Origin of the sequence: Streptomyces sp. NPDC000348 (assembly GCF_042898795.1) — a bacterium.
Classification (GTDB): Bacteria; Actinomycetota; Actinomycetes; order Streptomycetales; family Streptomycetaceae; genus Streptomyces.
On record NZ_JBIAZD010000009.1, the window covers coordinates 268,640 to 290,906 of the forward strand.

Consider the following 22,267-nt stretch of genomic DNA (forward strand, 5'->3'; position numbering starts at 1 on the left):
CGACGCGGACGGCGTCCAGTGTCCCGTGGCCAAACATCTGCGGCGGCTCCACAACAACCTCACCAGAACCGTCGGACCCCGCCCCCATGCTCCCGCCCGGTGACCGCCTCACCGGTCGTCCCGGACGCGGGACGTCGTCCCGCACGTAGAACGCGATGAGACCGAGCCGGCCCCGGACTCCGTGGACGTCCGGCTCGGTGCGCGGCCGGCCGAACCCGGGGCCGAGCGCGGCAGGCCCTGCCCCGCTGCACCTGGACACCGAGACCGGCAGTCCGGCCGAGCACCTCTGCCGTTCCTCCGGTCGGACCCCGTCGGGGCCGTCCCCGACCACGCGGCGGACCCCGCCGGGGTGCCGCGCCCGACGACTGCGCGGAGCTCCGGTCGGCCTGCGTGCCGCGGCCGGCACATCGGCGGGCCGGGTCGGCCCGGTGTCCCCCGGGCCGTGATGACACAGATGCCCGTGGACGAGTCAGGACCACGGCGTCCCGGTGCGCCGCGTCGCGCGCAACGGTGGTGCGCCCGCCGCGCGGGCCGGTGAACGGGCGCGCCCCGGCACAGGCGCGGGAGATCTGTCCGCTTCCGGCAGGAGCGGCCGATCGGCTGCGAGCGGCGCACGCGGTCATGCGCGCTCGGTTGCGATGCGCCGGGTGACAGGCGCCGGTGGCGACCCGCCTGAAGAAGTACCGGAGTCGCCGTCGCGGTAGGCGCACTGCCGGGGCGACGGTACGAGGTCCGGTCTCCGGCGCTGCCCACGGGTGCGGGCTCCCTCTCCGGCGCGCTCACGGCTCAAGCCGTGCCCGGTCCGCGGTGGCTGCCGAGACGCCCCTTGAGTCACCGGGCCCTCGTCCGGCTCTTCCCGGACCCGCCCCTCCTCGACGACGCATCGTCAGCCCTGAGCGTCCCGGCGCACGGACCGGCGCTGGTGCGGCGCGCCTCGCATGCGCCGGTGACCAGCCCAGGGAAAGGGGGCGCACAGGAAGCGGCGTGGTGCGGGCTGACGCACATCTCGCGCCGGCCTCAGCCCCGCCCGGCTGTTCGGTGAACCGGCCATGGGCGGGCCCGCTGAGCGCTGCCGACTGCGAGGCCCCGCACGGCAATTGAGTTGTCTGCCGTCCGGAGACCGGTGAGGATGGCCGGGTACGAGCACCACGTGGAGAGGCCCCATGCACATCACCGTCCCCACCTCTGCAGGCCGGATACGCGGACAGTGGAAGGGGGAAGTGGCGGCGTTCATGGGTATCCCCTACGCGGCACCGCCGTTCGGTCCGCGACGCCTGCTGCCTCCCGAGCCGCCGCAGCCCTGGACCGGAGTGCGTGACGCGTTCGTTCCCGGCCCCGGTGCGCCCCAGCCCGGGTACCTCCCCGCGATGGCCACCCTGCTGGAGGAAGCGGCGGTGCAGGGGGAGGACTGCCTGAACCTCAACGTGTGGACGCCCGCCCCGGGCCGCACCGGAGGACGGCTTCCGGTCATGGTGTGGATCCACGGCGGCGCGTTCCGCAACGGGTCCGGTGCCCTGCCCTCCTACGACGGCGCGCGGCTCGCCGCCGACGGCGTCGTCTGTGTCACGCTGAACTACCGGCTTGGCGCGGAGGGTTTCCTGCTGCTGCCGGACGGCTCTTCCAACTTCGGCCTCCTTGACCAGATTGCCGCGCTGGAATGGGTCCGTGACAACATCGCAGGCTTCGGCGGCGACCCGGACAACGTGACTGTCTTCGGCCAGTCCGCCGGGGCCATCAGCGTCACCGCGCTCATGACCATGCCGTCGGCCCGGGGCCTGTTCCGCCGGGCGATCACGCAGAGCGGCGCCGGCCACCACAGTCACCCCGAGCACATCGCCCGACGGGTCACCGAGCGGCTGGCCGCCCTTGCCGGCGCGGAGCCGACACGCGAGAGCCTGGCTGCGGTGCCGCCCGAGCGGCTCATCGCCGCCAATGCCGCCCTGGGCCGGGAGATCGCGCAGGCGGCCGATCCCGGACAGTGGGGCGAGTCGGCAGGCGGCGGCACCACCGTGCTGCCCGTCGTGGACGGAGCCACCCTGCCACGGCGTCCGATCGACGCCCTCGTCGGCGGAGCGAGCCGGGACATCGATCTGCTCACCGGCACCACGAGCGACGAGTTCCGCCTCTTCCTCGTTCCGCTGGGAATCGGCCCGCGGATCACCGACCAGGTGCTGCACGGCTTCCTCGCCGGTTTCGGCCTCGACCCCGCCGAGGCCCGCAAGGCCTACGCGTATCCGGGGGCGACTCCGGGCGACCTGCTGGCGGCGGCCATGACCGACTACGCCTACCGGATCCCTGCCCTCCGGGTGGCTGAGGCCCGCGCCGCGCACGGAGCGGAAACGTTCGTCTACGAGTTCGCGTGGCCGTCGCCCGCTCTCGACGGTGCTCTCGGCGCCTGTCACACGGCGGAGATCGGCTTCGTCTTCGGCAATCTCGCCCATCCCCTTGCCGGTCCCGACGCCCCGCACGAACTCTCCGACCGCGTGCGCGAAGCCTGGATCTCCTTCGCCCGTACCGGACACCCCACCGGAACCCGCACTCCTGACGGCGGGCTGCCGCATTGGCCGGCTTACGCCGGACGACGGTCTGTCATGCGTCTGAACGACGGTGCGGCACCCTTTGTGCTCCAGGACCCTGCTGCGGACCAGCGCCGGCTGTGGAACACCCTGCGGGATGCCGTACCGGGCAGTGCATGACCGCCGGCCGTGTCAGCCGGTACCGCCTCGCGAGCCGTACCGGATCAGCGCAGTCCAGCGCGACCGCCCGCACCTTTCGCATCACTTCGGACGGCGCTGTCGCGTTGGCTGATCGAGTGGGATGATCTTCGGGTGGATCAGGCCGGGAGGAGTCGTCCGTGGACAGCGCGCCGCCGGCTCACCGGCCCCGGCAACGCCTCTGGACGTGGCGGTGGGTGATCAGACAGACGGCGATTCCGAGGAAGGCCTCGTGGATGTCGTCGCGTCGTTCCCAACGGATGCGCGGGCGGCGGAGGCCGTGCAGCGAGGAGATCGTCCGTTCGACGACCCGGTGGAAGGTGCCCGGGCCGGTGCCGTGGGGCTGACCGCGCTCGGCGATCACTGGGCGTATGCCTCGCCCGTCAAGGAGTCGGCGGTACCTGTCGTGGTCGTAGCCGCGGTCGGCGAAGAGCATGTCGGGTCGGCGTCGGGGCCGGCCGGCGCGCCGGCGCAGCCCTGTCCTCGCCCGCGACTCGTCCGTCGCCGTCCTGCCGAGCAGAGCGGACCGCGTTCCGTCTCGGTGGCCCGCACGGTGCGGTCCGGGTGGGCCCGGACCGCACCGTGCGGGCCACCGTGGTGCGCAACGGGCTCAAGGACCTCGTGGGCAGGGGGCGGGCCTGCCGAACCGAGCAGGGTCCATCGGCCCGCTGCACCGCCGCGGACGTTCGGAGCCGGCGAAAGCACCGTCCGGAGCAAGAAAGCGGAATAGGGCGCACCGCACCCGGTGCACGCAGTGGAGGGCCGCATGGAAAGAGGGTTGCCCCTCCGCCTTTTCCGGAGGATTCCCCTCCTCTTCATGTATCCTGCAGACCCCTCCGACAACGAATTCCGCACCGAAAGGTACGCGCCAGTGGCGTATCTCGGCCAAATCTGCGCCAGGGACGACGGAAAGCTCATCTGTGGGCCGACGCGAGCCCTATAGTCGGACCGCAAAAAGCGATCGATAAAGACGGGCCGAGGCGGCGCTTGCGCCGCCTCTCCGTCGTGCAATGCATGACCGACGGACCGCAAGGCCCCGTTTCGCACGGCCCATTCAACGCACTTTCGGTTTCGCTTTCCCGCATGGAGGAGATCCCATGTCCGACCTCGCGCGCACCGCCCTGGACCTCCAGGACCTCGACCTGGACCTCAGCGACCTCACCGTCACGGCCATGCGCGACACCGTCGCGCTGCCCGAGGGCGGGGCGTCCTGGGGATCCTGTTCCTGCCAGGGCTCGTCGTCCTGCGCCCAGCCCGAGCCCCAGCTGCAGACCGGCGTCGTCGACGCCGGCTGATCCGCACCCGCACCCACGGCACACCGGACCGCGACGCCGGAAGGGAGAAGCCGATGTCCGGCACCAGCGTCATCCCGGGCCCCGGCCCTGCGGACCTCGACCTCGGGGACCTCACCGTGACTTCGATGCGCGACACCGTCGCGCTTCCCGAGGGCGGCGCTTCCAACGGTGCCCGTCACTGCTCCTGCAGTTCGTCCTCGTGCGCGCAGCCGCAGCTGCCCGTACCGCTGTGGGTCCCGGTCACACCGAGCCGTCCGCCGCGCGACCCGTGACACGCCACGGGAGCACCTGACCGGCCGGCGTGCGTCGCGGGCCGCCCACCCCCGGTGGCCGGCCCGCGACGGTACCGCACCACGGGAACCACGGGCACGAAGGGACGGGACAGCCCATGCCGTACACCGCGAGCGCCGACACACCACCCGGGCACGACAGTTACCCCGTCGACCCGGCGCCGTACGCCCTGGTACGCGCCACCGTGCTGACCTGCCCCGCGCAGTCTCCGGCCACGGCGGCGTTCCGTGCCGCCCTCGCCCGCCTCACCTCGCTCGAAGCCGCGCTGCGCGCGCTCCGCGAGCCGCTCTGCGACGACCTGTACGCCAGCCGTTCCGGCCACGGCGAGCAGTACCACCGTGACGTCGTCCTGCCGCTGCGCCGCGCACTGCACAACGGGCGCGAGCCGCGGCCCGCCGTGCTGGACCGCCTGGACGACCTCCCGCGGCGAGTCCCCCGGCTCGCGTCCTGGCTGGAGCTGCGCGACCGCCGCCGGGCCCTGGTGACCGAGCTGGGCGACGCCGCCGAACCGGCACTCGCGGCCGAGCGGGCGGCCCTCGCCGCCCTGTGCCGGGAACCCGCGCTCGCCCGGGCCGTCGCGCTCACCAGCGGCGACCTGCTGCGCGCGGTCGAACGCGCCGGCCGCCGGGCCGACGACCGCAAAGCCCGCAAGGAGGAGCCCACGGTGCTGCGCCACGCCCTGCGGGCCGGCACCAAGACCAGTCCCTTCTCGTGGTTCACGGCCGTCGGCTGGGGCCGGCCGGCCCCACCGCGCGCCGGCCGCCCGCGCGTGCGGTCGTGGGGCGAACAGCCCCTCCTGGACGGCCCTCTGCACGCGTCGGTGAAGGTCAACCGCGCCCTGACGACCGCCCTCGCCGAGGCCCTGCTGGCCGACCCGCGCAACGGCGCCGGGCTTCCGCACCGCGTCACCAGCACCGCGCGCGTCTCCGACGGACGCGCGACGTACGCCCGCGACCGGGTCGCCTTCGCCGGTGGCCGCTACCTCGTCACCGACGAGGACGCGGCGGAGGTGGCCTTCAACGGGTCCCTGCGGCTCCTGGCCCCGTACGCCGGAGCTCCCGCGCCGCTCGACGAGATGGCGGAGCTGCTCGCCTCCGCCCTGCCCGGGGCGCCCGACACGAACCGCGCGGCGGCGCTGGCCTTCCTCGAACGCCTCCGGCAGGCCGGTCTGCTGGTGCCGACCCATCCGGTCCCGCCGCAGGACCCGGACCCGGCGGGCCGGCTGGCCGCGTGGCTCCGCACGCTCCCCGGCGTCGGTGAGCAGGGCCCCGAGGCGGCCGGCTGCCTCGCGGACCGGCTGGCGGAACTGTCCCGTGAGACCTCGGCGTTCGCCTCCGCACCCGCGCCGCGGCGCCCGGCCCTCCTCGCCGGGCTCGCCGACGGCTGGACCCGGCTGCTCGCCGACGCCGGACGGCCCGTCCCGACGGGCTCGGCACCGCTGAACGTCCTCTCCGAGGACGTCGTGGCCCCACGGCCGGTGCCACTCGACGGGTTCCTCGACGGGGCCGACCACGAGGCCCTGGGCGAAGTCACGGCGCTGGCCGAGCTGTTCGACCTCGCACACGTGATGCGGCGGGCCGCCCGCGACCGGTTCGTGGAGCGGTACGGCGCAGGCGGGAACTGCCCGCACCCCTGGGAGTTCGGCGCCGAGATGGAGGAGGCATGGGAGCGGGCCGCCCGCGTCACCGCCCCGGGCCGGGATGATCCGGCCGGGTTCCCCACCGGCGTCGGGACACTCATGGCCCTGCGCGCCGAACTGACCGACGCCGTGCGCACCGCCGCGGCCGGATCGCCGGACGGAACGGAGGTCCTGCTGCCTGCCGACGCCGTCAAGGGACTGGGCGAGCGGCTGCCGCGCTGGGCCGTCGAGCGCCCCCTGAGCTACGCGTACTTCCTCCAGCGGGATCCGGACGGCGGGATGCTCTGCGTGAACCGCGTGTACGGCGGCTGGGGCCGGTTCACCAGCAGGTTCCTCGACGCGCTCGACCCCGGCGTGACCGAGGACGTGGCCGCGCAGCTGCGCCGCGGCCTCGGACCGGGCGCACGCGCCGCCCAGATGCGACCGGTCGGAGGGTTCAACGCCAATCTGCACCCGCTGCTCGTCCCGGACGACATCGGGCCCGACCGCCGCTGGACCTCGCTGGCCGAGGCAGACGTGGAACTCTTCCACGACGAGGCCGGCGACCAGGTGCGGTTCCGGGTCACGGCCACCGGCGAACCGCTCGACGTGCTCTACCCCGGCTTCCTCGCCCCGCCCATGCTGCCGCGGCGCATCGCGGCGCTGCTGTCCGACCACCCGCACGGCGTGGTGGACTTCCGGCCGCTGCCGCCCCGGCACTCCGTGGACGCCCCGGGGGGCGAGGTGGTCCTCGCTCCCCGGCTGCGCCACCGGCACGTCGTCCTGCACCGCCGCCGGTGGAGCCTGCCGGCCGGCGTGGTGGGAGCCCTGCACGCAGAGCTGACGGCGGCCCCCGGGACCCCGGTGGAGCCCGTGGCGCACTGGCGCGCCCTGCTCGGCCTGCCCGACCAGCTCTTCCTGCACCCCGCGCCCACCGCCCCCACCGGCCGAGTGACCGAGGACTTCCTGGCGCATCTGCGCCGCCCCAAGCCCCAGTTCGTCGACCTGGGCAACCCGCTCCACCTGCGCTGCCTGGCCAAGTGGCTCTCCCGCCACCCCGGCGGCGCGGTCCTCGAGGAGGCGCTGCCCGCGCCGGGCGGATCCGCCGTGCCGACCCGTGCGGTGGAGCTCGTCACGGAGACGTACCGGGCGGGGAGGTCGCGATGACGTCCACCGCGATCCCGGCGGACGGCGGCGCCGACGAGGTGCTCGACGTGGTGGCGTACTACCACCAGCCGGTCAAGGCACGGCTGCTGGGGGAGGCGGTGCTGCCGCTCACGACGGAGTGCCGGGACCGGGGCCTGGCCGCCCACGTCGAACGGCACTGGCTGCACGGCCCGCACGTGAGGCTGCGCCTTCGGGGCGCCCCGGCACGGCTCGGGCCGGCCGCCGAGCACGCGGCACAGGCGCTGCGCGACTGGGTCGGTGCCCACCCCTCGCGGCGCGACCTCACCGACGCCGAACTACTGGAGCGGGCCGCCCGCAACGGGCGCGCCGAGCTGGTCGCGCCGCCCTACGACCCGATCGTGCCGGACAACACGGTGCGCCTCGAACCGGTCGACCCCGCTCCCCTGCGGCGTCTGCTCGGGGACGACGGCGCGGCGCTCCGCGACGACCTGCTGAGCGGCGGGCTGGAGGCGCTGCGGGCGGGCGCCGGGTTCCTCGGCGAGCACGGCGACGGCGCGCAGGCGCGCGTGCAGCTCGCCGTCACGGCGCTCGCCGCGCACGCGGCCGCCCACCCCGGCGGGCTCGCCGGCGGCCACTGGTCGTACGTGTCCCACTTGGAGGACTTCCTCGTCCACGACGACCCCCACGGCCGACTGCGGGAGGGCTTCGAACGGCGCTGGGAGAGCGCGGGCGACACGGTGACCGCCCTGGTCGGCCGGATCGCCGGGGGCGCGGCACGCGGGTGGGAGCGCGACTGGGCCCACTGGTCGGCCGCCGCTCGGCGGCTGGCGCAGGACCGCCACGACGCGGGAGCCGACCTGCACGGCGATCCGCTCCAGTACCGGGAGCGCGCGGCGGCGACCGGGGACGCGGAGACGACGGAACGGTGGAGCCGGGACCTGCGTACCCGCTACAGCGAGTTCCACCGGCTGCTGCGGCGCTCCGACCCCGAGGGGACGATGTGGAGCCGCCCCGACTACCTGGTCCACCGGGCCTGCACCAACGCCCTGTACCGGCTCCTCGCGATCTGCGACGTCACGCCGCTGGAACGCTACCTCGCCGCCCATCTCGTCATCCGCACGGTGCCCCGCCTGACCGGGTGCGACTGGCGCGCCGAGATGGCGGCGGCCGTCGACGCGAGGGAGCGCGGAGCATGATCCCTCCCTCGGCGCCCGGAACCCTTCCGGTGAACGCCCGGGCCGGCGGCGACACCACCGGTGAGGCCGCCGGCGACACGACGGAGCCGGCCCCTCCGCGACTGCGCCCCGACGTGGCCGTCACCCCGCTGCGGGCCGGCCTGCACCTGCGCGGACGGCGCGGCAGCGTCACCCTCGAGGGCAGCACGGCGCTGCCCGCCCTGTGGCGCCTGCTGGAGGAGCCCCTGCGCACGGGCGACGCGGCGGAGCTGGACCGCAGGGCCGCGCCCGGCACCCAGGTGCGCAAGGCGCTGGACACCCTCGTCGAGCGTCTGCGGGCCCACGACCTGGTGGTGTCGGCACCGACCGGACGCGCCGCCGACTGGGTCGCGGCGACGGCGGAGCGGCCCGCCGACACCGCCGCCGCGCTGGCGGCGGCCCGCGTGGAGGTCGCGTCCGGCACTCCGGGCCGCCCGCTGGCGGAGGCCGTCTCGCGCGCGCTGTCGGACGCCGGGGTGGCCTGGTCGCACGCCGTGGACGCGGCGCTGCCCGAGGAGGTGGTCCTGCTGCGCGAAGCCGGAGGCGGCCGGCGGGCCGTGGCCGTCGGGGTCCGGGGCGGTCGCGGATACGTCACGGCCCCCGGCAGTCCGGAGCAGGTCTCCTCGGACGCGGCCGCGCTCGCCGCGCACCGGCCGCCGGAGCCCCCCGAAGCCGGTCCGGCCGCGTTCGTCGCGCTGCTCGGCGGCTCGGCGGTGCAGCGGCTGCTGTGCGCGGTCGGCGGACTGCCGGACCCGGCGGGCGAGGGGGACGACCCGCGACTGGTGCCCGGGTTGCCCGCGATCCTCGTGGCCGACGCCCGGCCCCTGCGGGCCGGCTACCGCAGCTGGCTGGGGCCCGGCCTGATCGACGCCGACCGCGGCGCCCGCCTGGAGCCGGCCCGGGCGCTCGCCGAGGTGCTGGGACGGGTGACGGCCCTCACCGACGAACGCGTCGGGGTCCTGCCGCGCCCGGCGCCGGGAGCCCTGCGTCAGTCGCCGGTGCCGCTCGCCTCGTGCGCACTGCCGGAGGGCGCCGTGCTGGCCGGCGCGGCACGCCTGGATCTGGCCCGTCTGGAGGCGTTCTGCCGGGCCGCGGAGCTCCGGCTGGCGGGACCCGGCGTCGGGCGCGCGTCGGTGGGCGCGGATCCGGCGCACGCCCTGGGCCGCGCCCTGCGCGAGGCCGCGGCGGAAGCCTTCCCGGCCGCGGACTCGGTACTGCCCGAGGCGCACTGGCGGGAGCATCCGCAGGCCGACCACTGGTGGACGGCCCTCACCGGACGCCTCGGCACGCCCGCCCGACTCGAGGTGCGTCCTCTCGTCGACGAGGAGGCTTACCTGGCCGTCGTGCGCGGCGGAACGGATCCGGCCGCCCACGGGCCCGTCCTCGGCGACGCGGTGGAGGCGACGCCGGGCGACGCGGCGGCGTTCGCCGCCCTGTCGGCCGCCGCCGCGGCCGACTCGGCCGCCCAGGGGCTCGTCGTCGGGCACCTCTGCCGGGCGAACGGCGCGGTGGCGGCACTGGCCACGGCGGACGCCCGGACGGCCCCTTGGGAGGACAGGGGCTGGACCAACGGCTGGCTGGCGGACCTCGCACTCCGGGAGGCCGCACTGCAGACCGTGCTGCGCCGGCTGACCGGGCTGCGCGTCCGGGAGTCCGGCGATGCCGCCCCTCCGCTCGCCGCGCGACTGCGCGCGTTCGGCTTCTCGGTGCTGTACGGCCAAGGGGAGGACCGGTGAGCCACGCCGGACGTCCGGTCCTCGGCCCGCTGCCCGTGCCGGTGCTCGACGCCGGGGCCGCGCTCGCCGCGACGGCGGGTCCGGCGGTCGTCCTGCTGCCCCGGTGGACGCTGGAACTCGCCGAACGGCTCAGCCGCCACGCGCTGGCCCACCCCGTGCGCCTCGTCCCGGTGCGGTTCGACGGAGCCCTGGCCGTCGTGGGGCCGGTCCTGCGTCCGGGCGCCGCCGCCTGTCTGTCCTGTGCCGAATACCAGCGGCTGGCCACGACGGGCGGGCGGGTGCCGTGGCACAGTCCGGCCCTGGCCCTGGCAGGGGCTCCCTCGGCCGCACTGGGCGGGGCGACCGGCGCACTCGCCCTTGAGCTGCTGGAGGCGGCCGACGGCGAGTCGCCGGGATCACGGCCGGGCGCGGACGCCACCGCCACGGTGCACCTCGTCCATCACGGCCGCGCCACCTGGTCCACCCACCGGGTCCGTCCGGTCGGCGGCTGCGCGGTCTGCCGGCCACTGCCGGACGACTCGGCCGCCGACGTCGTACCGGTGCCGTCGGGCCCCCGTCCGCTGCCCGACCCCGCGGTGCTCCGTGGCGCCAACCCCCGCACCGCGGTCGCGGAGTTGCGCGCGGTGCTGCACGACGAGCGGTTCGGCCCGGTGCGCCGGCTGTTCCGCAGCGAGGACTCCGCCTTCTGCCTGACGACGGCGTTCGTCACGGACGGACGGGTGGTGGACGACGGCGGGTACGGGCGGGCCGGCGATTTCCGCACCAGCGAGCGCGTGGCGCTCTTCGAGAGCGTCGAGCGGTTCGCGGGCATGCGGCCGACCGGCCGGCGGACCCGACTGCGGGCTTCCTTCGGTGAACTCGGGCCGGACCGGGCCGTGGATCCCGTGCGCCTGGGGCTGCCCGACCCCGCCTACCAGGGCCATCCCGCCTCGCGGACCGTCCCGTACAGCCCCGACCTGGAACTGGACTGGGTCCACGGCTGGTCCCTCACCCGGCGCCGGGCCGTGGCCGTGCCCGAGCACGTGGCGTACTGGGACGTGCCGGGCGACCGGCCGCGCGTGGTGTACGAGTCCTCCAACGGCTGCGGGCTGGGCAACAGCCTGGAGGAAGCGGTGCTCTACGGGCTGTTCGAAGTCGCGGAGCGGGACGCGTTCCTGATGGCCTGGTACGCCTCCACCCCGCTCACCCGCGTGGAGCCGCCGCCCGAGGACCTGGAGACGGCCCTGCTGGCCGACCGCGCGGAGCTGGCCGGCTACCGCCTCGTGCTCCTCGACGCCACGAACGACTTCGGCGTCCCGGCGGTCGTCGCGGTCTGTCGGTACGAGGGCTCCCGCCCCGGGGCTCCGAGGATGCTGCTGGCCGCCGGCGCCCACCACGATCCGCGCGTCGCGATCCGTTCGGCGGTGGCGGAGGTGGTGACCAACGTCCTGGAGTCCGCGCACCGTTCCGGTCCCGGGAACGGACTGCGGGACCCGGCGCGGCTGCTCCCGATGCTCGACGACCCGGAACTCGTGGTGACCCTGGACGACCACGTGGGGGTGAACTCCCTGGCCGAGGCGGCCCCGCGGCTGGCGTTCCTCTTCGCCGACACTCCGACCCGCTCCGTCGCCGAGGCCTGGCCCGGCGCGCCGGAGCCGGTGACGGACCTCGGCGTGCTGCTCGACACGACCGTGCGGCGGCTGACCGGCGAGGGCCTGGAGGTCATCGCCGTCGACCAGACGGAGCCGGGGCTGAGGGACCGGTTCGGCCTGCACTGCGCCAAGGTCGTCGTGCCGGGCTCGCTGCCCATGACGTTCGGTCACGTCAACCACCGCACCAGGGGCCTGCCGCGCCTGCTCCGGACGCCGTACCGGCTGGGCCGCACGGACCGGCCGCTGCGCCCGGACGACCTTGCGATCCACCCCCACCCCTTTCCCTGACCCCGCTCCTTCCCGACCCCCGAACGAACGAGGGCCTCCATGACGACGACCGGCACCTGGCACAGCCACCACCTCTTCCTGCACTCGAGCACGGAGGACACCGACGCTTTCCTCACCGAGGAGGCGGCCGGGCTGCTGGACGGACTGGTCGCCTCGGGGCAGGCCGCGAAGTGGTTCTTCATCCGGTACGGGGAAGGAGGACCGCACCTGCGGATCCGGGTCGCGGGGCTGAGCCCCTCGGCCGCCGCGGAGCTGCCGTCCACGCTGGCCCGGGCCGCCAAGGCGGTGCCGTCCGTGAGCGGCCCGTGGCCCTCGCACCACGGTGAGGTCCGCATGGTGGAGTACGTCCCCGAAACGCGCCGCTACGGCGGGCCGCGGGCGCTGCCCACGGCCGAGGACGTCTTCGCGGTCTCCTCCCGGGTGGCCGTGGCGGCGCTGCGCGCGCTCCGGCGGCAGCCGGCCGGCGGGTCGGGCCGGCTCGTCCTCGCGGCCGACCTGGCACACGCCACGGCGTACGCCCTGGGCATGGACCGGGTCGCGGCGGCGAAGTGGCTGCGGGGCCACGCGGCGGGTTGGCGCTGGGTCACCGAGGTGCCCCTGCTCCCGGCCGCGGCCGTGCACATGCGGGTCAACTCCGTTTACGCGGCGCAGCGTTCCGCGCTGGGCCGCCGGGCGGCGTCCCTGTGGGAAGGACTGGCGGAGGGCGGGGCCGGGGAACCCTGGCTGGGGGAGTGGGCGGACCGGGTCCGCGCGGCGGACGGGACACTGCGAGCCCGAACGGAGTCCGCGCCCGCCGACATGGACGCGGTGCTGCGGTGGGTGTGGGCGTCGCAGCTGCACATGCTCCTCAACCGGCTCGGCGTCTCCCCGGACGAGGAGCGCGCGGTGTGCCGGCTCGCCGCCCGCACGCTGCTGGACACGGACGAGCCGGTGTCGTACTTCCCGCAGGGGCACCGCGCGCCCGACTGGCAGTACCTGGAGAGGAGTCAGATCCGGATCGGCCGCAACGAGGACTCCGCCCTGCGCCGGGCTCCCTCCGACGCGGCGGTCCGGACCGACGGCCCCGAGACGCCGCTGCCGGCGGACCCGCTGCCCGAGGTGTCGTTGTCCGCAGCGCTGGCGGCACGGTCGTCCGCGCGCGGTGAGATCGGCGGGCCGCTGGACGCCGGCACGCTCGGCGCGCTGCTGTGGAACGCGCTGGCGGAGAGCAGCCGGACCCGGAGGCGGTTCCCGGACGGCTCGGACCGGATCCACACCCACCGCCCCTACCCGAGCGCGGGCGCCCTCCACACCGCACGGGTGCGGCTGCTCGTCCTCGACGTGGAGGGGCTCCCCGCGGCGACGTACGACTGCGTGCCGGAGCACCGGACGCTGCGCCGGGTGGGCCCGGCGCCGGAGAAGGCCGAAGTCGAGGCGCTGTCGACCTATTTCTCCCGTCCCGGGGAGGACCCGGACCGGATCGGTGTCGACGGCGCGCCGGTCGTGGCCGGACTGTACGTGGAGCTGGGTCTGCTGCGCCGGCGCTACGGCCTGCGGGCGCTGCGCCTCGGGCTGCTGGAGACGGGGCACCTGGCGCAGACGCTGCTGCTGACCGCCGCGGCCCTGGGGCTCGCGGGCACGCCGCTCGGCGGTTTCCACGACGACCTGGCACATGAATTGCTGGGCCTGGACGACATGGACCAGCCGCTCCAGTACCTGCTGCCGCTCGGGCGCCGCACGGACGGCTGACGGCACGGCCCGCGGTGGCCGGCGGACGCCGTCGCCGGTCGGGCAGCACGCCGGCGACGGCCAGTGGTGGCCTGGTGACCCGAGGATCCCGGTGGCGCTGGACGCCGGTACGACGCTCCGCGCATCGCCCACCTGGTGGATCCGCCGACGGTGCGGGGCCAACAACCGGGCCAGGTGCTCCACGACGTGGCGCGAGGCGTCGAGTGAGGCGATGCAGGTGACCCGCGTGAAGCCTCTGGTGGGTGCGGCGGTGATCTCGTGGCGAGACCTGTCCTGCCAAGGGCTCTGCACGTGTCTGCGGTCGGGTGTGGTCCGTCCGGCTCGGCTTCGCCGGACGGTGGTTCACACCGCTTCGCGTAGGTCGTTTCGCTGAGTGAACAGCACTGGCAGCCCGTCCTTCCCAGGGTTCGGCGGACCGGTCGGCTAACGCGCCACGCGGTAGCGGAGGTAGACGACTCTTGAGTCGAAGGTGCGGGTCTCGGCCAGTTCGAGATCCACCCGGCGCTCGTGCTGGGGGAAGAACGGAATGCCGCCGCCCACCAGCACCGGGTAGACCCTGGCCCGGTACTCGTCGATCAGACCCAACGCGGCCGCCTCGGCGGCGAGAGTCGCACCGCCGATCGCGATGTTGCCGTCCCCCGGCTCGGCTCGCAATCGCTCGATCTCCTCCGCCAGGCCGCCGGAGGCCAGGCGGGCATTGCCCTGCACCGCCGACAGCGTGGTGGAGAACACCACCTTGGGGAGCGCCCTCCAGACCGCGGCGAACTCGAGCGTCGAGAAGTCGAGCGACGGATTCTGGTCGACGGTCTCCCAGTACAGCATCGTCTCGTACAGCCGTCGTCCCAACAGGTGGACACCGGCCTCTCGCACCTCGTCGGTGGCGAGGCGAAAGACCTCCTCGTCGGGCGGCGTCCAGTCGAAGCCGCCGTCCGGCCCGACGACGTAGCCGTCCAGGGAGACGCTCATCGAATACGTCACGCTGCGCATCAGAAGTCCTCCTCGGTAGCGGTTTCGACGGTACAACCGCCGGACGCCGCAGGACTCATCGCGACGCGAGATCCACTGGGCCGAGTCACCTCACGAGATCATTTCCTTGAGAAAACCTCAGTGGTCACGCTTCCCGGCGAGGTCATGTGGCGACCATCGCTGAAGTCACCAACGGTGTCTCACGCGGGATCCCATTCGGCCACATCCCGCCATCCTCCCTCGGAACGCGGGCGGATGACGGGATGCGGCCGGTCAGCCGGCTCAGCCCCCGCAGCCACCGTACCCAAGGGCGGTCACCGCGTTGTCGTAGGCGAACAGAAGCTCCTGCTTCGCGCCCGGCGGGATGCTGAACCAGTAGCCGTAGTAGTCGGCATCGGTCCAGATACAGGCGAACTTGTCGCTGCGGTTCCACACCGAGCTGGCCCGATCGTTCCACGCCCAGCCGATGTTGGGGATGTCCACCGGATCGAGCTGCAGGACGTCCCCGGTGTTGTTGTGACCGTCGAAGAGGCAGACCTTGCCTTCTGAACAGCTGATCACGGACCCATCTTTGGGGTCATCGGCCAATGCGGTTCCCGGAGCCGCCAGTACGGTGGTGGAGGCGAGGACTGCTCCTACTGCCGCGGTTCTGACTGTCAGTTTCATGAGTACCCTTTCCATTGCCGCCCGTGGAAGCGCGGTCATGGCCGCCGCGTCCAGCCGTTGCTTCTCGAGGGATTTTGGTCGTAAAACGGTTGCCGCGCGCATGCGGTTCACAGAGATGACGCTGGTCGTAGTCTCCGGAAGAGATGGACGTGGCGTTCTCGCGGCTTACTGATCGCTTCAGCATGACGCTCGAAACCGTCGCGGAAAGATGATGCCGCAAGCGAGTCGGAGCAGGCCGGGGTGGGGGCCGGCACGTATTTCGTAGCGGGGCCGTAGCCGTTTGAACCGGTGGCGCCGGGCGAAGGTGAGCTCGATTCCCCAGCGGGTCTTTCCCGGGCCGGAGTCGTGAGCGGTGCCTCTGCGGGGTCGTGGCTCCGGTCGGTGCTCCCGGCGGTTTCGGCGGAGCTTGCTCGACGGGAGGCTTGGGGCGGAGCCGGACACGTCGACGCCGGACGGGGGCGGACAAGCACACGAATCCTCTGATGGAGATGGGTTTCTCGGTCGAAAAGCCGTCCACTGAGGGATTCGTTTTCCTGTCGGTCCCGCTTTCCGGTTCGCCCGGCGGATTGGAAAACGTTCAATGTCCCTGGTTCGCCACCACCGGGCTCGAATCGGAAAAGGAGATCCCCTCGTTGTCCGCGATCAGGACATTGCCGTACTGCGCCATGAACGGCATTGCCGAGGAGACTCTCACCGATCCCCGCCTCAACTTACCGGACATTCCACGGGACCTCCGCAGATGCGCACGTTGTACACGCGGACGTGGAGACCCCAGTCGATGGTGTAGTCCTCCCATTTACGCAAGGTGCGCTCGGTGGCGTAGTTGTTCTCCTCGATGATGTAACTGAACGTAACGACATTGTTGCCCGAGTGGAAATGTCTGACATCGTTGAAGGACACCCTCAAGCTGCCGGCGTTGGCGAAACACATGCGATTTCCGGTACTCGTTTCCACCCATGCGAGGTCGGTCCGCGGAGGGAGGGTGGGGTCTCCGCAAGAAGTCTCGTTGGCCGCGGAGGCGGAGGTCGCCGGCATTGCGAACGTCAAGCCGGCAGCGGCCACCGCTGCGACGAGAACCTTCTTGGCTACGTGCGTCAAGGTTGTTCCTCTCTATGGGACAGGAGTGGAAATGATCATGTGGACTTGTCGGACCTCTTCGCCACCGGTCCCGCGCGAGCGCTGCGGCCCAGGTGGAAGGCTACGGAGACCGCGGGCCGCAGGCGTCACCGCACAGAGCCAACTCGGGCGTAGCTCCCACCGGGGACAGGTCTCCCGCCCCTTTGCGTAGCCGCGGTGAGGCGCGCTCGGGGGCGTTTGTCGGCGTACGCATCGGGCCACGGCGGTCTCCTCAGCGGCTTGAGGAGGCCGGGGTGGTTGCCCTTGACGACGGCGAGACAGGGACAGGGCCTACGCGCATGAGCCGGCGAGCCGCTTCAGCGGGCCGGCTGTGTCAGCTCCTTCGGGATTCGTTCGGCGGCGAGCCTCGTGATCGACGTCAGCGGCTTTTGATGTCGCTCAAGTGCTGCTGAGGCACCCGGCGGGCCGCGGAGCGGGAGTCCTGCGGCACTGCCGGATCGCGGGGGCGGACTGTGCCCGGTTACCGTCCGCGCGGCTCTGGGGAGCGGACACCGGCTTTCGCCCGGAACCGGCATCGTGAAACCCTCGAACGGTGACCGAGACGAGCAGCGACGACCGCATCTTCCGGCGCGAGACCGAGCGGGTTGTCAACGAGATCGCCCAAGGACTGCGCACGGTGGACACCGGCGTGGGCTGGTTTGCCGCTCTCATCCCGGCACGCCGGCAGAAGGTACTGCAGGAAGTCGCCGGCTATGCCGTGCAGGCGCACGTCACAGCCGCGGACGGCCGCGTCGGGGTGGCGCGGTCCGGTGTGAGGCCCACGGCCAACCCCGCGGTCATGATCTGCATGGACCCGCCCCGCTACGGGTTCGCGGGCCTTCCCGCCGCCGAACACGTCAAGGCGTTCCGCGTCCTTGTCTCCGTGTTCGCCGTTGCCGACACTCGCCGCCGCGAGACGTACTGCACAGGCACCTGCGGACATGAATGGCACAACCTGCCGGCGGCGACCCAGCAGCCATAGCATCGGCCGTCCCGGCCCTGGCTGGGCCGGCGATCGGGCGATCCCTCCCACAGCCACGCACACCACCGGCGGGCGGACCGGAGGAAACGGCGACAGAGACGGTTCGTGACGCGGACCGCCCCCACCCGCCACGCGCCCGTACCCGCCCCGGCAACGACCGCGCGGCACGCCCGTGGCATTCAGCGGCCGGCGACCGGCACACACCCTCCGCGCCCGGGGCCCGCAAGCAGGGTGACTCACAGAAGGAACCGCCAGGCGGCATCTTCGCCGAGCCGTGGTGATCACGGGCTGGGACGTTCGCGTGGCGGGTTCACCACCGAGCTGCACCTGGCCGTCGAGCAGGGCCGAAAGCCCATGTCGATCGTGGTCACGGCCGGGCAGCGCGGGGACCCTCCACAGTTCGAACCCGTGTTGGAGGAGATCCACGTGCCCCGCATCGGGCCGAGGCGGCCACGTGTCCGTCCCCAGCGGGTCCGCGCCGACAAAGGCATCCGCCTTCCGTGAAAACCGCGCCTACGTGCGCCGTCGCGGGATCCGCTGCACCCTCCCGGACAAGGCCGACCAGGTGCGCGACCGCCCTCGTCGCTGCCGTCGACGAGCGGTTGTGGTCAGCACCTTCACAGGGGTCCTACGCGACCTTGACCACGTACTTGCCCTGGACGCCGCCCGCCTCCAGCGCCCGGTGCGCCGCCGCGGTCTCCTCCAGGGGGAAGACCGTGTCCACCGCGGGGCTCAGCTTCCCCTCGACCACATGGCGGGCGAGGTCGTCGAAGTCCGCCCGCGTGGGGTTGCCGCTGAAGAAGCGCACCCGCCCGTGCCCGTGGACCGTGCTGGCCGCGAGGTAGCCGAGCGACGCCGCGGGCCGTTCCAGGTCGAAGGCGATGGTGACCATGCGCCCGCCGGGATTCAGCAGGCGTCTGAAGGTCCGCAGGTCGGTGCCCACGGTGTCCAGGACCACGTCGAAGCGGCCCAGTTCCGCCGGCCGCACGCTCCGGTGGTCGACGGCCTCGTGCGCGCCGAGCCCGCGCACGAAGTCGAGGTTGGCGGCGCGGGCGAGGGCCGTGACCTCGGCGCCGTACGCCCGTCCGAGCTGGACGGCCGTGTTGCCGACACCGCCCGCCGCGCCCCGGACGAGGAGTCGTTCGCCGGGGCGCAGCCCGGCTTTGTCCCGCAGGGCGGTGACGGCCGTGGTGGCCACCGGCAGCGCGGCGGCGTCCACCAGGTCAAGGCCGTCGGGGACCAGGCCGATCCGCTCGGCGGGCACGGTCACGTACTCGGCGGCGCTGCCGAACCCGGAGGCGCGGCTCAAGACCCCCCTACGCGGTCGCCGGCCGCGAACTGTGTGACTCCGGCACCCAGTGCGGCGACCCCGCCGGTGAAGTCCAAGCCGACGCGCTTGGGGAATTTCCGGCCGCTCAGGAGGCGGAGACGACCGGCACGGGCTGCCAGTTCGCCACCGTTGACGCTGAACGCGCGCACCTGCACAAGGACCTCGCCAGAGGCCGGCTCGGGGCGCGGTACGCGGCCCGCGTAGAGCACATCGGGGCCGCCGTAGCGGTCGTAGAGCACTGCCTTCATCATGCGGTCGTCCATCGTTCCGCCTTTGCCGCCGGGGGCCGTACAGGGGTCTGGCACCGACCGTAAGCTCTCAAGCGGACGCAATCGTCCGTTTGAACCGGAAGCGAGAGACAGTGATGGCGGAATCCTCTCGGATCACAGCCCGGGACGGGGTGCGGGCGGACGCCCGGCGCAACCGGGAGCGCGTCCTCGTCGCCGCCCGCGCGGTCTTCGCGGAGCACGGGATCGACGCCCCGATGGCGACCGTGGCCCGTCGGGCCGGGGTCGGCGTGGCGACGCTGTACCGGCATTTCCCGACCCGGGACGCCCTGGTGCGGGGCGCGTTCGCGCAGCAGATGGAGACCTGCACGCGGGCGCTCACCGAGGCTCTGGCCGCCCCCGACCCGTGGCAGGGCTTCCAGCAGCTGATCGAGACGGCCTGCGCTCTGCAACGCGAGGAACGCGGATTCCCGGCCGCGTTCCTCGCGGCCTTCCCGGAAAGCACCTCGGAACACGCGCAGTCCCGGCAACGGGCCGATCGGGACTTCACGACCCTGGTACGCAGGGCCCAGGCGTCGGGCGCTCTGCGGGCCGACTTTCACCCTTCCGACCTCGTCGTGGTCCTGTTGGCGCACTGCGCTCTGGTGACCGCCCTACCGGATGACGGTGCGGCGTCCCGGCGCCTGGTGGCCTATCTGCTCCAGTCGTTCCGCACCGACACGGCCAACGAGCCGCTGCCCCCGCCTACTGCGCTGACACTGCGCAGCCTCCCGGTCGCAGCTGACAGTCCCCGGAGACAGCGGCCCCCCGGGGCCTGACACGAAACGGTATCGGCCGCAGGGCACATCCCGTCCGGCAACTCCACTTCCGCAACAGGCCCTGCACCACGACTGTCTGAGAGGCGGCTGGGCGCCACCATGCCGTTCACCTTGCGCGGGGAGTCCTCGGCCGGGACCAGGACACGGTTGGCGGAACGCGTGCCCGTCGGCGATCGCGAGGTTGCGCTGTTCGACCTGCTTCTGGAGATCTTCGAGGAACGGGGCGTGAGCGTCGTTCTTCGGTGACAGCCGGTCGCTTCCAGGCATCGGTCCAGGGAAGGCCACTCCGACGCCTGCGGACGGCGGCGTGCGGGAACGCCGAGGCGGACAGCCGGCCGCCGGGCTCGGCGTCGCGTCTCGTCGCGCTCTGCGCGCAGGACATGCCCGACATCGGCGAACGGCGCGACCGCGCGGCCAAGGCACTCGCTTTCGACCCAGCCGGGGTGCCATCCGAGGTGACAGTACTGGCCCGGCTCGTGGACCTCTCCCGGGGACCAGTTGCCACGGGCTGTCTCGTCGTCGGCCACGAGGACGATCCGCTCGCCCTCCTCTTCGACGTCATCCCCGCCCGCCCCTGACCGAACGGCCACCGGTGCCCGCACTGGGCACCAGACCGCCCAGCTCCCTCTCCGGACTGCTCCATGGCCACCGTGCAACAGCGAGCGGTCGAGCCTCCGTTTTCTCGCCGATGAGGACGGAGTCCCTCCACCGCCCCTGTGTCACGGAGGTGGACGGCCGCTCCCCTGCGCCGTACCTGACCACCCAGTCCGTGAGGGGCGTCGTTGTTCTTTCATCGGGCATCGGGTGGGTGTCATGAAACGTACGGCGCCTGAGGCGGCGGCGTGAACCCGTTCGCGGCGACTCGGCAAGTACAGGGTGTGACCACCCACCATCCTGACACCCACCGACCCCACCGACGGACGGACTGTCCATGACCGACCTGGCCGGCGGCGACGCCGAGCTCATCGCGGCCTCACTCGAGGAACCCGAGCGTTTCGCTGCGCTCTTCGACCGTCACGCCCCGGCGATCCATCAGTACGTCGCCCGGCGGCTCGGACGGGACGCGGCCGACGACGTCACCGCCGAGACGTTCTTGACGGCCTTCCGGATACGGGCCCGGTTCGACCCGGCCCGCGCCGGCGTCCGGCCCTGGTTGTACGGCATCGCCGCCAAGCAGATCGGCCGGCACCGCCGGGAGGAGGTCAGGGCGCTGAAACTGCTCGCCCGCACCGGCCACGATCCGGTCGCCGACAGCTGGACCGACTCCGCCGACGACCGCCTCGCCGCCGAGGCCGCCGCCCGCCCACTGGCCGGGGCGCTGGCCCGTCTCTCCGCGGGCGACCGGCACGTCCTGCTGCTCTTCGCCTGGGCCGACCTCGGCTACCAGGAGATCGCCGAAGCCCTCGACATTCCCGTCGGCACCGTCCGCTCCCGCCTCAACCGCGCCCGCCGGAAGCTGCGCACCGCAGCCGGCGCCGCCAGTGGCCTCCTCATCGAAGCTCGCACACACGAAAGCGACCCCGCATGAACGAGCTCTCCGAACTCCGTGGCCTGCGCGTCGACGCACCCCTTCCCGATGCCGATCGGCTCGCCGCGCCGCGGGCCCGGCTCACCGCGGCGTTCCGACAGGAGACCCGCCCTGAGCGCGCCGCCCTTCCCAGGCGCCGGATGATCCTGATCGGCGCCGCCACCGCAGGGGCCCTCGCCGTGACCGCCGGGATCGTCGCGATCCTGCCCGAGGACAGTACCCGCGCCTCCGTGAGGCAGGGCCCCCAGGTGCTGTCGGCGGGCGCCTCCGCTGACGCCCTCGAACTGGCCGCCGCGACCGTCGAGAAGCACGACGGCACCGAACCCGGCCCGAAGCAGTGGGTGTACGAGAAGAGCACCGTCTTCGTCCAGGGCAAACCGCAGAGCAGCGAGGAGTGGACCCGCTGGGACGGCACCGGGCACGCCAATCTGCCCGGCATCCCCCCGGCCGGTGACGTCTCGGACTTCGACCCGGACGAGCTCCAGGTCCGGTACGGCCCCAACCGGGAGGAGGAGTGGAAGAAGAAGGGTTACGACGACCGCTCCCAGCGGCAGTTCTACCGCTTCCTCGCCACCTTGCCGAGTGACCCCGACCGCATGATGAAGCGCATCCGTGAGGAGCACGCCATCGGCTCCGTCAAGGGGGAGACGCGCGCACAGCGCGACTGGCGGGAGATCGACGTCCTGTACCGGTCGGTGCTGATCCCGCCGAACGTCCAGGCGGGCCTGTTCCGGGCTCTCGCGAAGATCCCCGGCACCCGGGTGACGACCGGTGTGAAGGACCCGCTCGGCCGCCCGGCGATCGGCGTAAGCGTGACCTACGCCGAGAGGACGCCCTCGGGCTGGCAGGGCAAGCAGGAGATCTTCTTCGATCCCGAGAGCTACGCCTACCTCGGGGAGACCCGGGACGACGGGGAGATGGTCAGCGCCCGCGCCGCCTGGGGCGTCGTCGGCAAGCCCGGCGCCCGCCCCTGAGCACCCCCGAGGGGGTG

The 22,267-nt window shown here is 73.3% G+C and carries 17 protein-coding genes and 2 pseudogenes; 14 read left to right on the top strand and 5 right to left on the bottom strand.

What is annotated here, in order from left to right; genetic code table 11:
• Window positions 1-230: 230 nt before the first annotated feature.
• Window positions 231-367: pseudogene (locus ACFY3N_RS19980) on the top strand (GNAT family N-acetyltransferase); the annotation flags it as partial.
• A 796-nt stretch (window positions 368-1,163) separates the two neighbouring features.
• Window positions 1,164-2,696 carry a carboxylesterase/lipase family protein gene (locus ACFY3N_RS19985; RefSeq protein WP_390818009.1) on the top strand — a complete coding sequence of 511 codons (1,533 nt, stop codon included), beginning with the start codon at window positions 1,164-1,166 and terminating at the stop codon, window positions 2,694-2,696.
• Between the two features lie 178 nt (window positions 2,697-2,874).
• Here the strand turns inward: ACFY3N_RS19985 and ACFY3N_RS19990 are convergent, their stop codons facing one another.
• Window positions 2,875-3,150: a hypothetical protein gene (locus ACFY3N_RS19990; protein ID WP_390818010.1), complete on the bottom strand. Its 276-nt coding sequence runs from the start codon at window positions 3,148-3,150 to the stop codon at window positions 2,875-2,877.
• A gap of 661 nt (window positions 3,151-3,811) precedes the next feature.
• Between ACFY3N_RS19990 and ACFY3N_RS19995 the strand changes: the two genes are divergently transcribed.
• The 7 genes from ACFY3N_RS19995 (at window position 3,812) to ACFY3N_RS20025 (ending at window position 13,643) form a co-directional block, all read left to right on the top strand.
• Window positions 3,812-4,009: a thiazolylpeptide-type bacteriocin gene (locus tag ACFY3N_RS19995; protein WP_381224036.1), complete on the top strand. Its 198-nt coding sequence runs from the start codon at window positions 3,812-3,814 to the stop codon at window positions 4,007-4,009.
• 53 nt (window positions 4,010-4,062) lie between these two features.
• Window positions 4,063-4,281 (top strand): thiazolylpeptide-type bacteriocin, encoded by a 219-nt coding sequence (locus ACFY3N_RS20000; RefSeq protein ID WP_390818011.1) that lies wholly within the window; start codon window positions 4,063-4,065, stop codon window positions 4,279-4,281.
• Between the two features lie 116 nt (window positions 4,282-4,397).
• Window positions 4,398-7,085: a lantibiotic dehydratase gene (locus tag ACFY3N_RS20005; RefSeq protein ID WP_390818012.1), complete on the top strand. Its 2,688-nt coding sequence runs from the start codon at window positions 4,398-4,400 to the stop codon at window positions 7,083-7,085.
• Entirely contained in the window at window positions 7,082-8,242 is a 1,161-nt protein-coding gene (locus ACFY3N_RS20010; RefSeq protein WP_390818013.1) for a lantibiotic dehydratase C-terminal domain-containing protein, read from the top strand. Before ACFY3N_RS20005 ends, ACFY3N_RS20010 begins: the two co-directional genes overlap by 4 nt.
• The gene (locus tag ACFY3N_RS20015; protein WP_390818014.1) at window positions 8,239-9,996 is read left to right on the top strand and encodes a hypothetical protein; all 1,758 of its coding nucleotides are present in this window, start codon (window positions 8,239-8,241) and stop codon (window positions 9,994-9,996) included. The genes ACFY3N_RS20010 and ACFY3N_RS20015 overlap by 4 nt, the downstream gene beginning before the upstream one ends.
• The gene (locus ACFY3N_RS20020; protein WP_390818015.1) at window positions 9,993-11,915 is read left to right on the top strand and encodes a TOMM precursor leader peptide-binding protein; all 1,923 of its coding nucleotides are present in this window, start codon (window positions 9,993-9,995) and stop codon (window positions 11,913-11,915) included. Before ACFY3N_RS20015 ends, ACFY3N_RS20020 begins: the two co-directional genes overlap by 4 nt.
• Window positions 11,916-11,954: 39 nt before the next feature.
• On the top strand, window positions 11,955-13,643 hold the full coding sequence (locus tag ACFY3N_RS20025; protein WP_390818016.1) for a thiopeptide-type bacteriocin biosynthesis protein: 1,689 nt from the start codon (window positions 11,955-11,957) through the stop codon (window positions 13,641-13,643).
• A gap of 423 nt (window positions 13,644-14,066) precedes the next feature.
• Here the strand turns inward: ACFY3N_RS20025 and ACFY3N_RS20030 are convergent, their stop codons facing one another.
• From ACFY3N_RS20030 to ACFY3N_RS20040, 3 genes are all read right to left on the bottom strand, one after another.
• The gene (locus tag ACFY3N_RS20030; RefSeq protein ID WP_390818017.1) at window positions 14,067-14,630 is read right to left on the bottom strand and encodes a dihydrofolate reductase family protein; all 564 of its coding nucleotides are present in this window, start codon (window positions 14,628-14,630) and stop codon (window positions 14,067-14,069) included.
• A gap of 261 nt (window positions 14,631-14,891) precedes the next feature.
• Window positions 14,892-15,377: a peptidase inhibitor family I36 protein gene (locus ACFY3N_RS20035; RefSeq protein ID WP_390818098.1), complete on the bottom strand. Its 486-nt coding sequence runs from the start codon at window positions 15,375-15,377 to the stop codon at window positions 14,892-14,894.
• 603 nt (window positions 15,378-15,980) lie between these two features.
• Window positions 15,981-16,373: a beta/gamma crystallin domain-containing protein gene (locus ACFY3N_RS20040; RefSeq protein ID WP_390818018.1), complete on the bottom strand. Its 393-nt coding sequence runs from the start codon at window positions 16,371-16,373 to the stop codon at window positions 15,981-15,983.
• Window positions 16,374-16,944: 571 nt separating this feature from the next.
• On the opposite strand from ACFY3N_RS20040, the gene ACFY3N_RS20045 reads away from it, so the two are divergent.
• Window positions 16,945-17,373, top strand: coding sequence for a DUF5958 family protein (locus ACFY3N_RS20045; RefSeq protein WP_390818019.1), 429 nt, complete (start codon window positions 16,945-16,947; stop codon window positions 17,371-17,373).
• Window positions 17,374-18,001: 628 nt separating this feature from the next.
• Here ACFY3N_RS20045 and ACFY3N_RS20050 read toward each other — a convergent pair.
• Window positions 18,002-18,966, bottom strand: a pseudogene (locus ACFY3N_RS20050) (NAD(P)-dependent alcohol dehydrogenase).
• 101 nt (window positions 18,967-19,067) lie between these two features.
• Between ACFY3N_RS20050 and ACFY3N_RS20055 the strand changes: the two are divergent.
• From ACFY3N_RS20055 to ACFY3N_RS20070, 4 genes are all read left to right on the top strand, one after another.
• Window positions 19,068-19,748, top strand: coding sequence for a TetR/AcrR family transcriptional regulator (locus tag ACFY3N_RS20055; protein ID WP_390818020.1), 681 nt, complete (start codon window positions 19,068-19,070; stop codon window positions 19,746-19,748).
• Between the two features lie 455 nt (window positions 19,749-20,203).
• On the top strand, window positions 20,204-20,326 hold the full coding sequence (locus tag ACFY3N_RS20060; protein WP_390818021.1) for a hypothetical protein: 123 nt from the start codon (window positions 20,204-20,206) through the stop codon (window positions 20,324-20,326).
• Between the two features lie 353 nt (window positions 20,327-20,679).
• Window positions 20,680-21,276, top strand: a complete 597-nt coding sequence (locus tag ACFY3N_RS20065) for an RNA polymerase sigma factor (RefSeq protein WP_390818022.1) — start codon at window positions 20,680-20,682, stop codon at window positions 21,274-21,276.
• A complete protein-coding gene (locus ACFY3N_RS20070; protein WP_390818023.1) occupies window positions 21,273-22,250 on the top strand; it encodes a CU044_5270 family protein in 978 nt (325 codons plus the stop codon). The genes ACFY3N_RS20065 and ACFY3N_RS20070 overlap by 4 nt, the downstream gene beginning before the upstream one ends.
• Window positions 22,251-22,267: the final 17 nt, after the last annotated feature.

Coding starts and splice junctions, on each gene's coding strand:
- ACFY3N_RS20065 (WP_390818022.1), top strand. CDS start 20,680: ATGACCGACCTGGCCGGCGGCGACGCCGAGCTCATCGCGGCCTCACTC.
- ACFY3N_RS20055 (WP_390818020.1), top strand. CDS start 19,068: ATGGCGGAATCCTCTCGGATCACAGCCCGGGACGGGGTGCGGGCGGAC.
- ACFY3N_RS20030 (WP_390818017.1), bottom strand. CDS start 14,630: ATGCGCAGCGTGACGTATTCGATGAGCGTCTCCCTGGACGGCTACGTC.
- ACFY3N_RS20015 (WP_390818014.1), top strand. CDS start 8,239: ATGATCCCTCCCTCGGCGCCCGGAACCCTTCCGGTGAACGCCCGGGCC.
- ACFY3N_RS20000 (WP_390818011.1), top strand. CDS start 4,063: ATGTCCGGCACCAGCGTCATCCCGGGCCCCGGCCCTGCGGACCTCGAC.
- ACFY3N_RS19990 (WP_390818010.1), bottom strand. CDS start 3,150: ATGCTCTTCGCCGACCGCGGCTACGACCACGACAGGTACCGCCGACTC.
- ACFY3N_RS20025 (WP_390818016.1), top strand. CDS start 11,955: ATGACGACGACCGGCACCTGGCACAGCCACCACCTCTTCCTGCACTCG.
- ACFY3N_RS20010 (WP_390818013.1), top strand. CDS start 7,082: ATGACGTCCACCGCGATCCCGGCGGACGGCGGCGCCGACGAGGTGCTC.
- ACFY3N_RS19985 (WP_390818009.1), top strand. CDS start 1,164: ATGCACATCACCGTCCCCACCTCTGCAGGCCGGATACGCGGACAGTGG.
- ACFY3N_RS20070 (WP_390818023.1), top strand. CDS start 21,273: ATGAACGAGCTCTCCGAACTCCGTGGCCTGCGCGTCGACGCACCCCTT.
- ACFY3N_RS19995 (WP_381224036.1), top strand. CDS start 3,812: ATGTCCGACCTCGCGCGCACCGCCCTGGACCTCCAGGACCTCGACCTG.
- ACFY3N_RS20035 (WP_390818098.1), bottom strand. CDS start 15,377: ATGCGCGCGGCAACCGTTTTACGACCAAAATCCCTCGAGAAGCAACGG.
- ACFY3N_RS20005 (WP_390818012.1), top strand. CDS start 4,398: ATGCCGTACACCGCGAGCGCCGACACACCACCCGGGCACGACAGTTAC.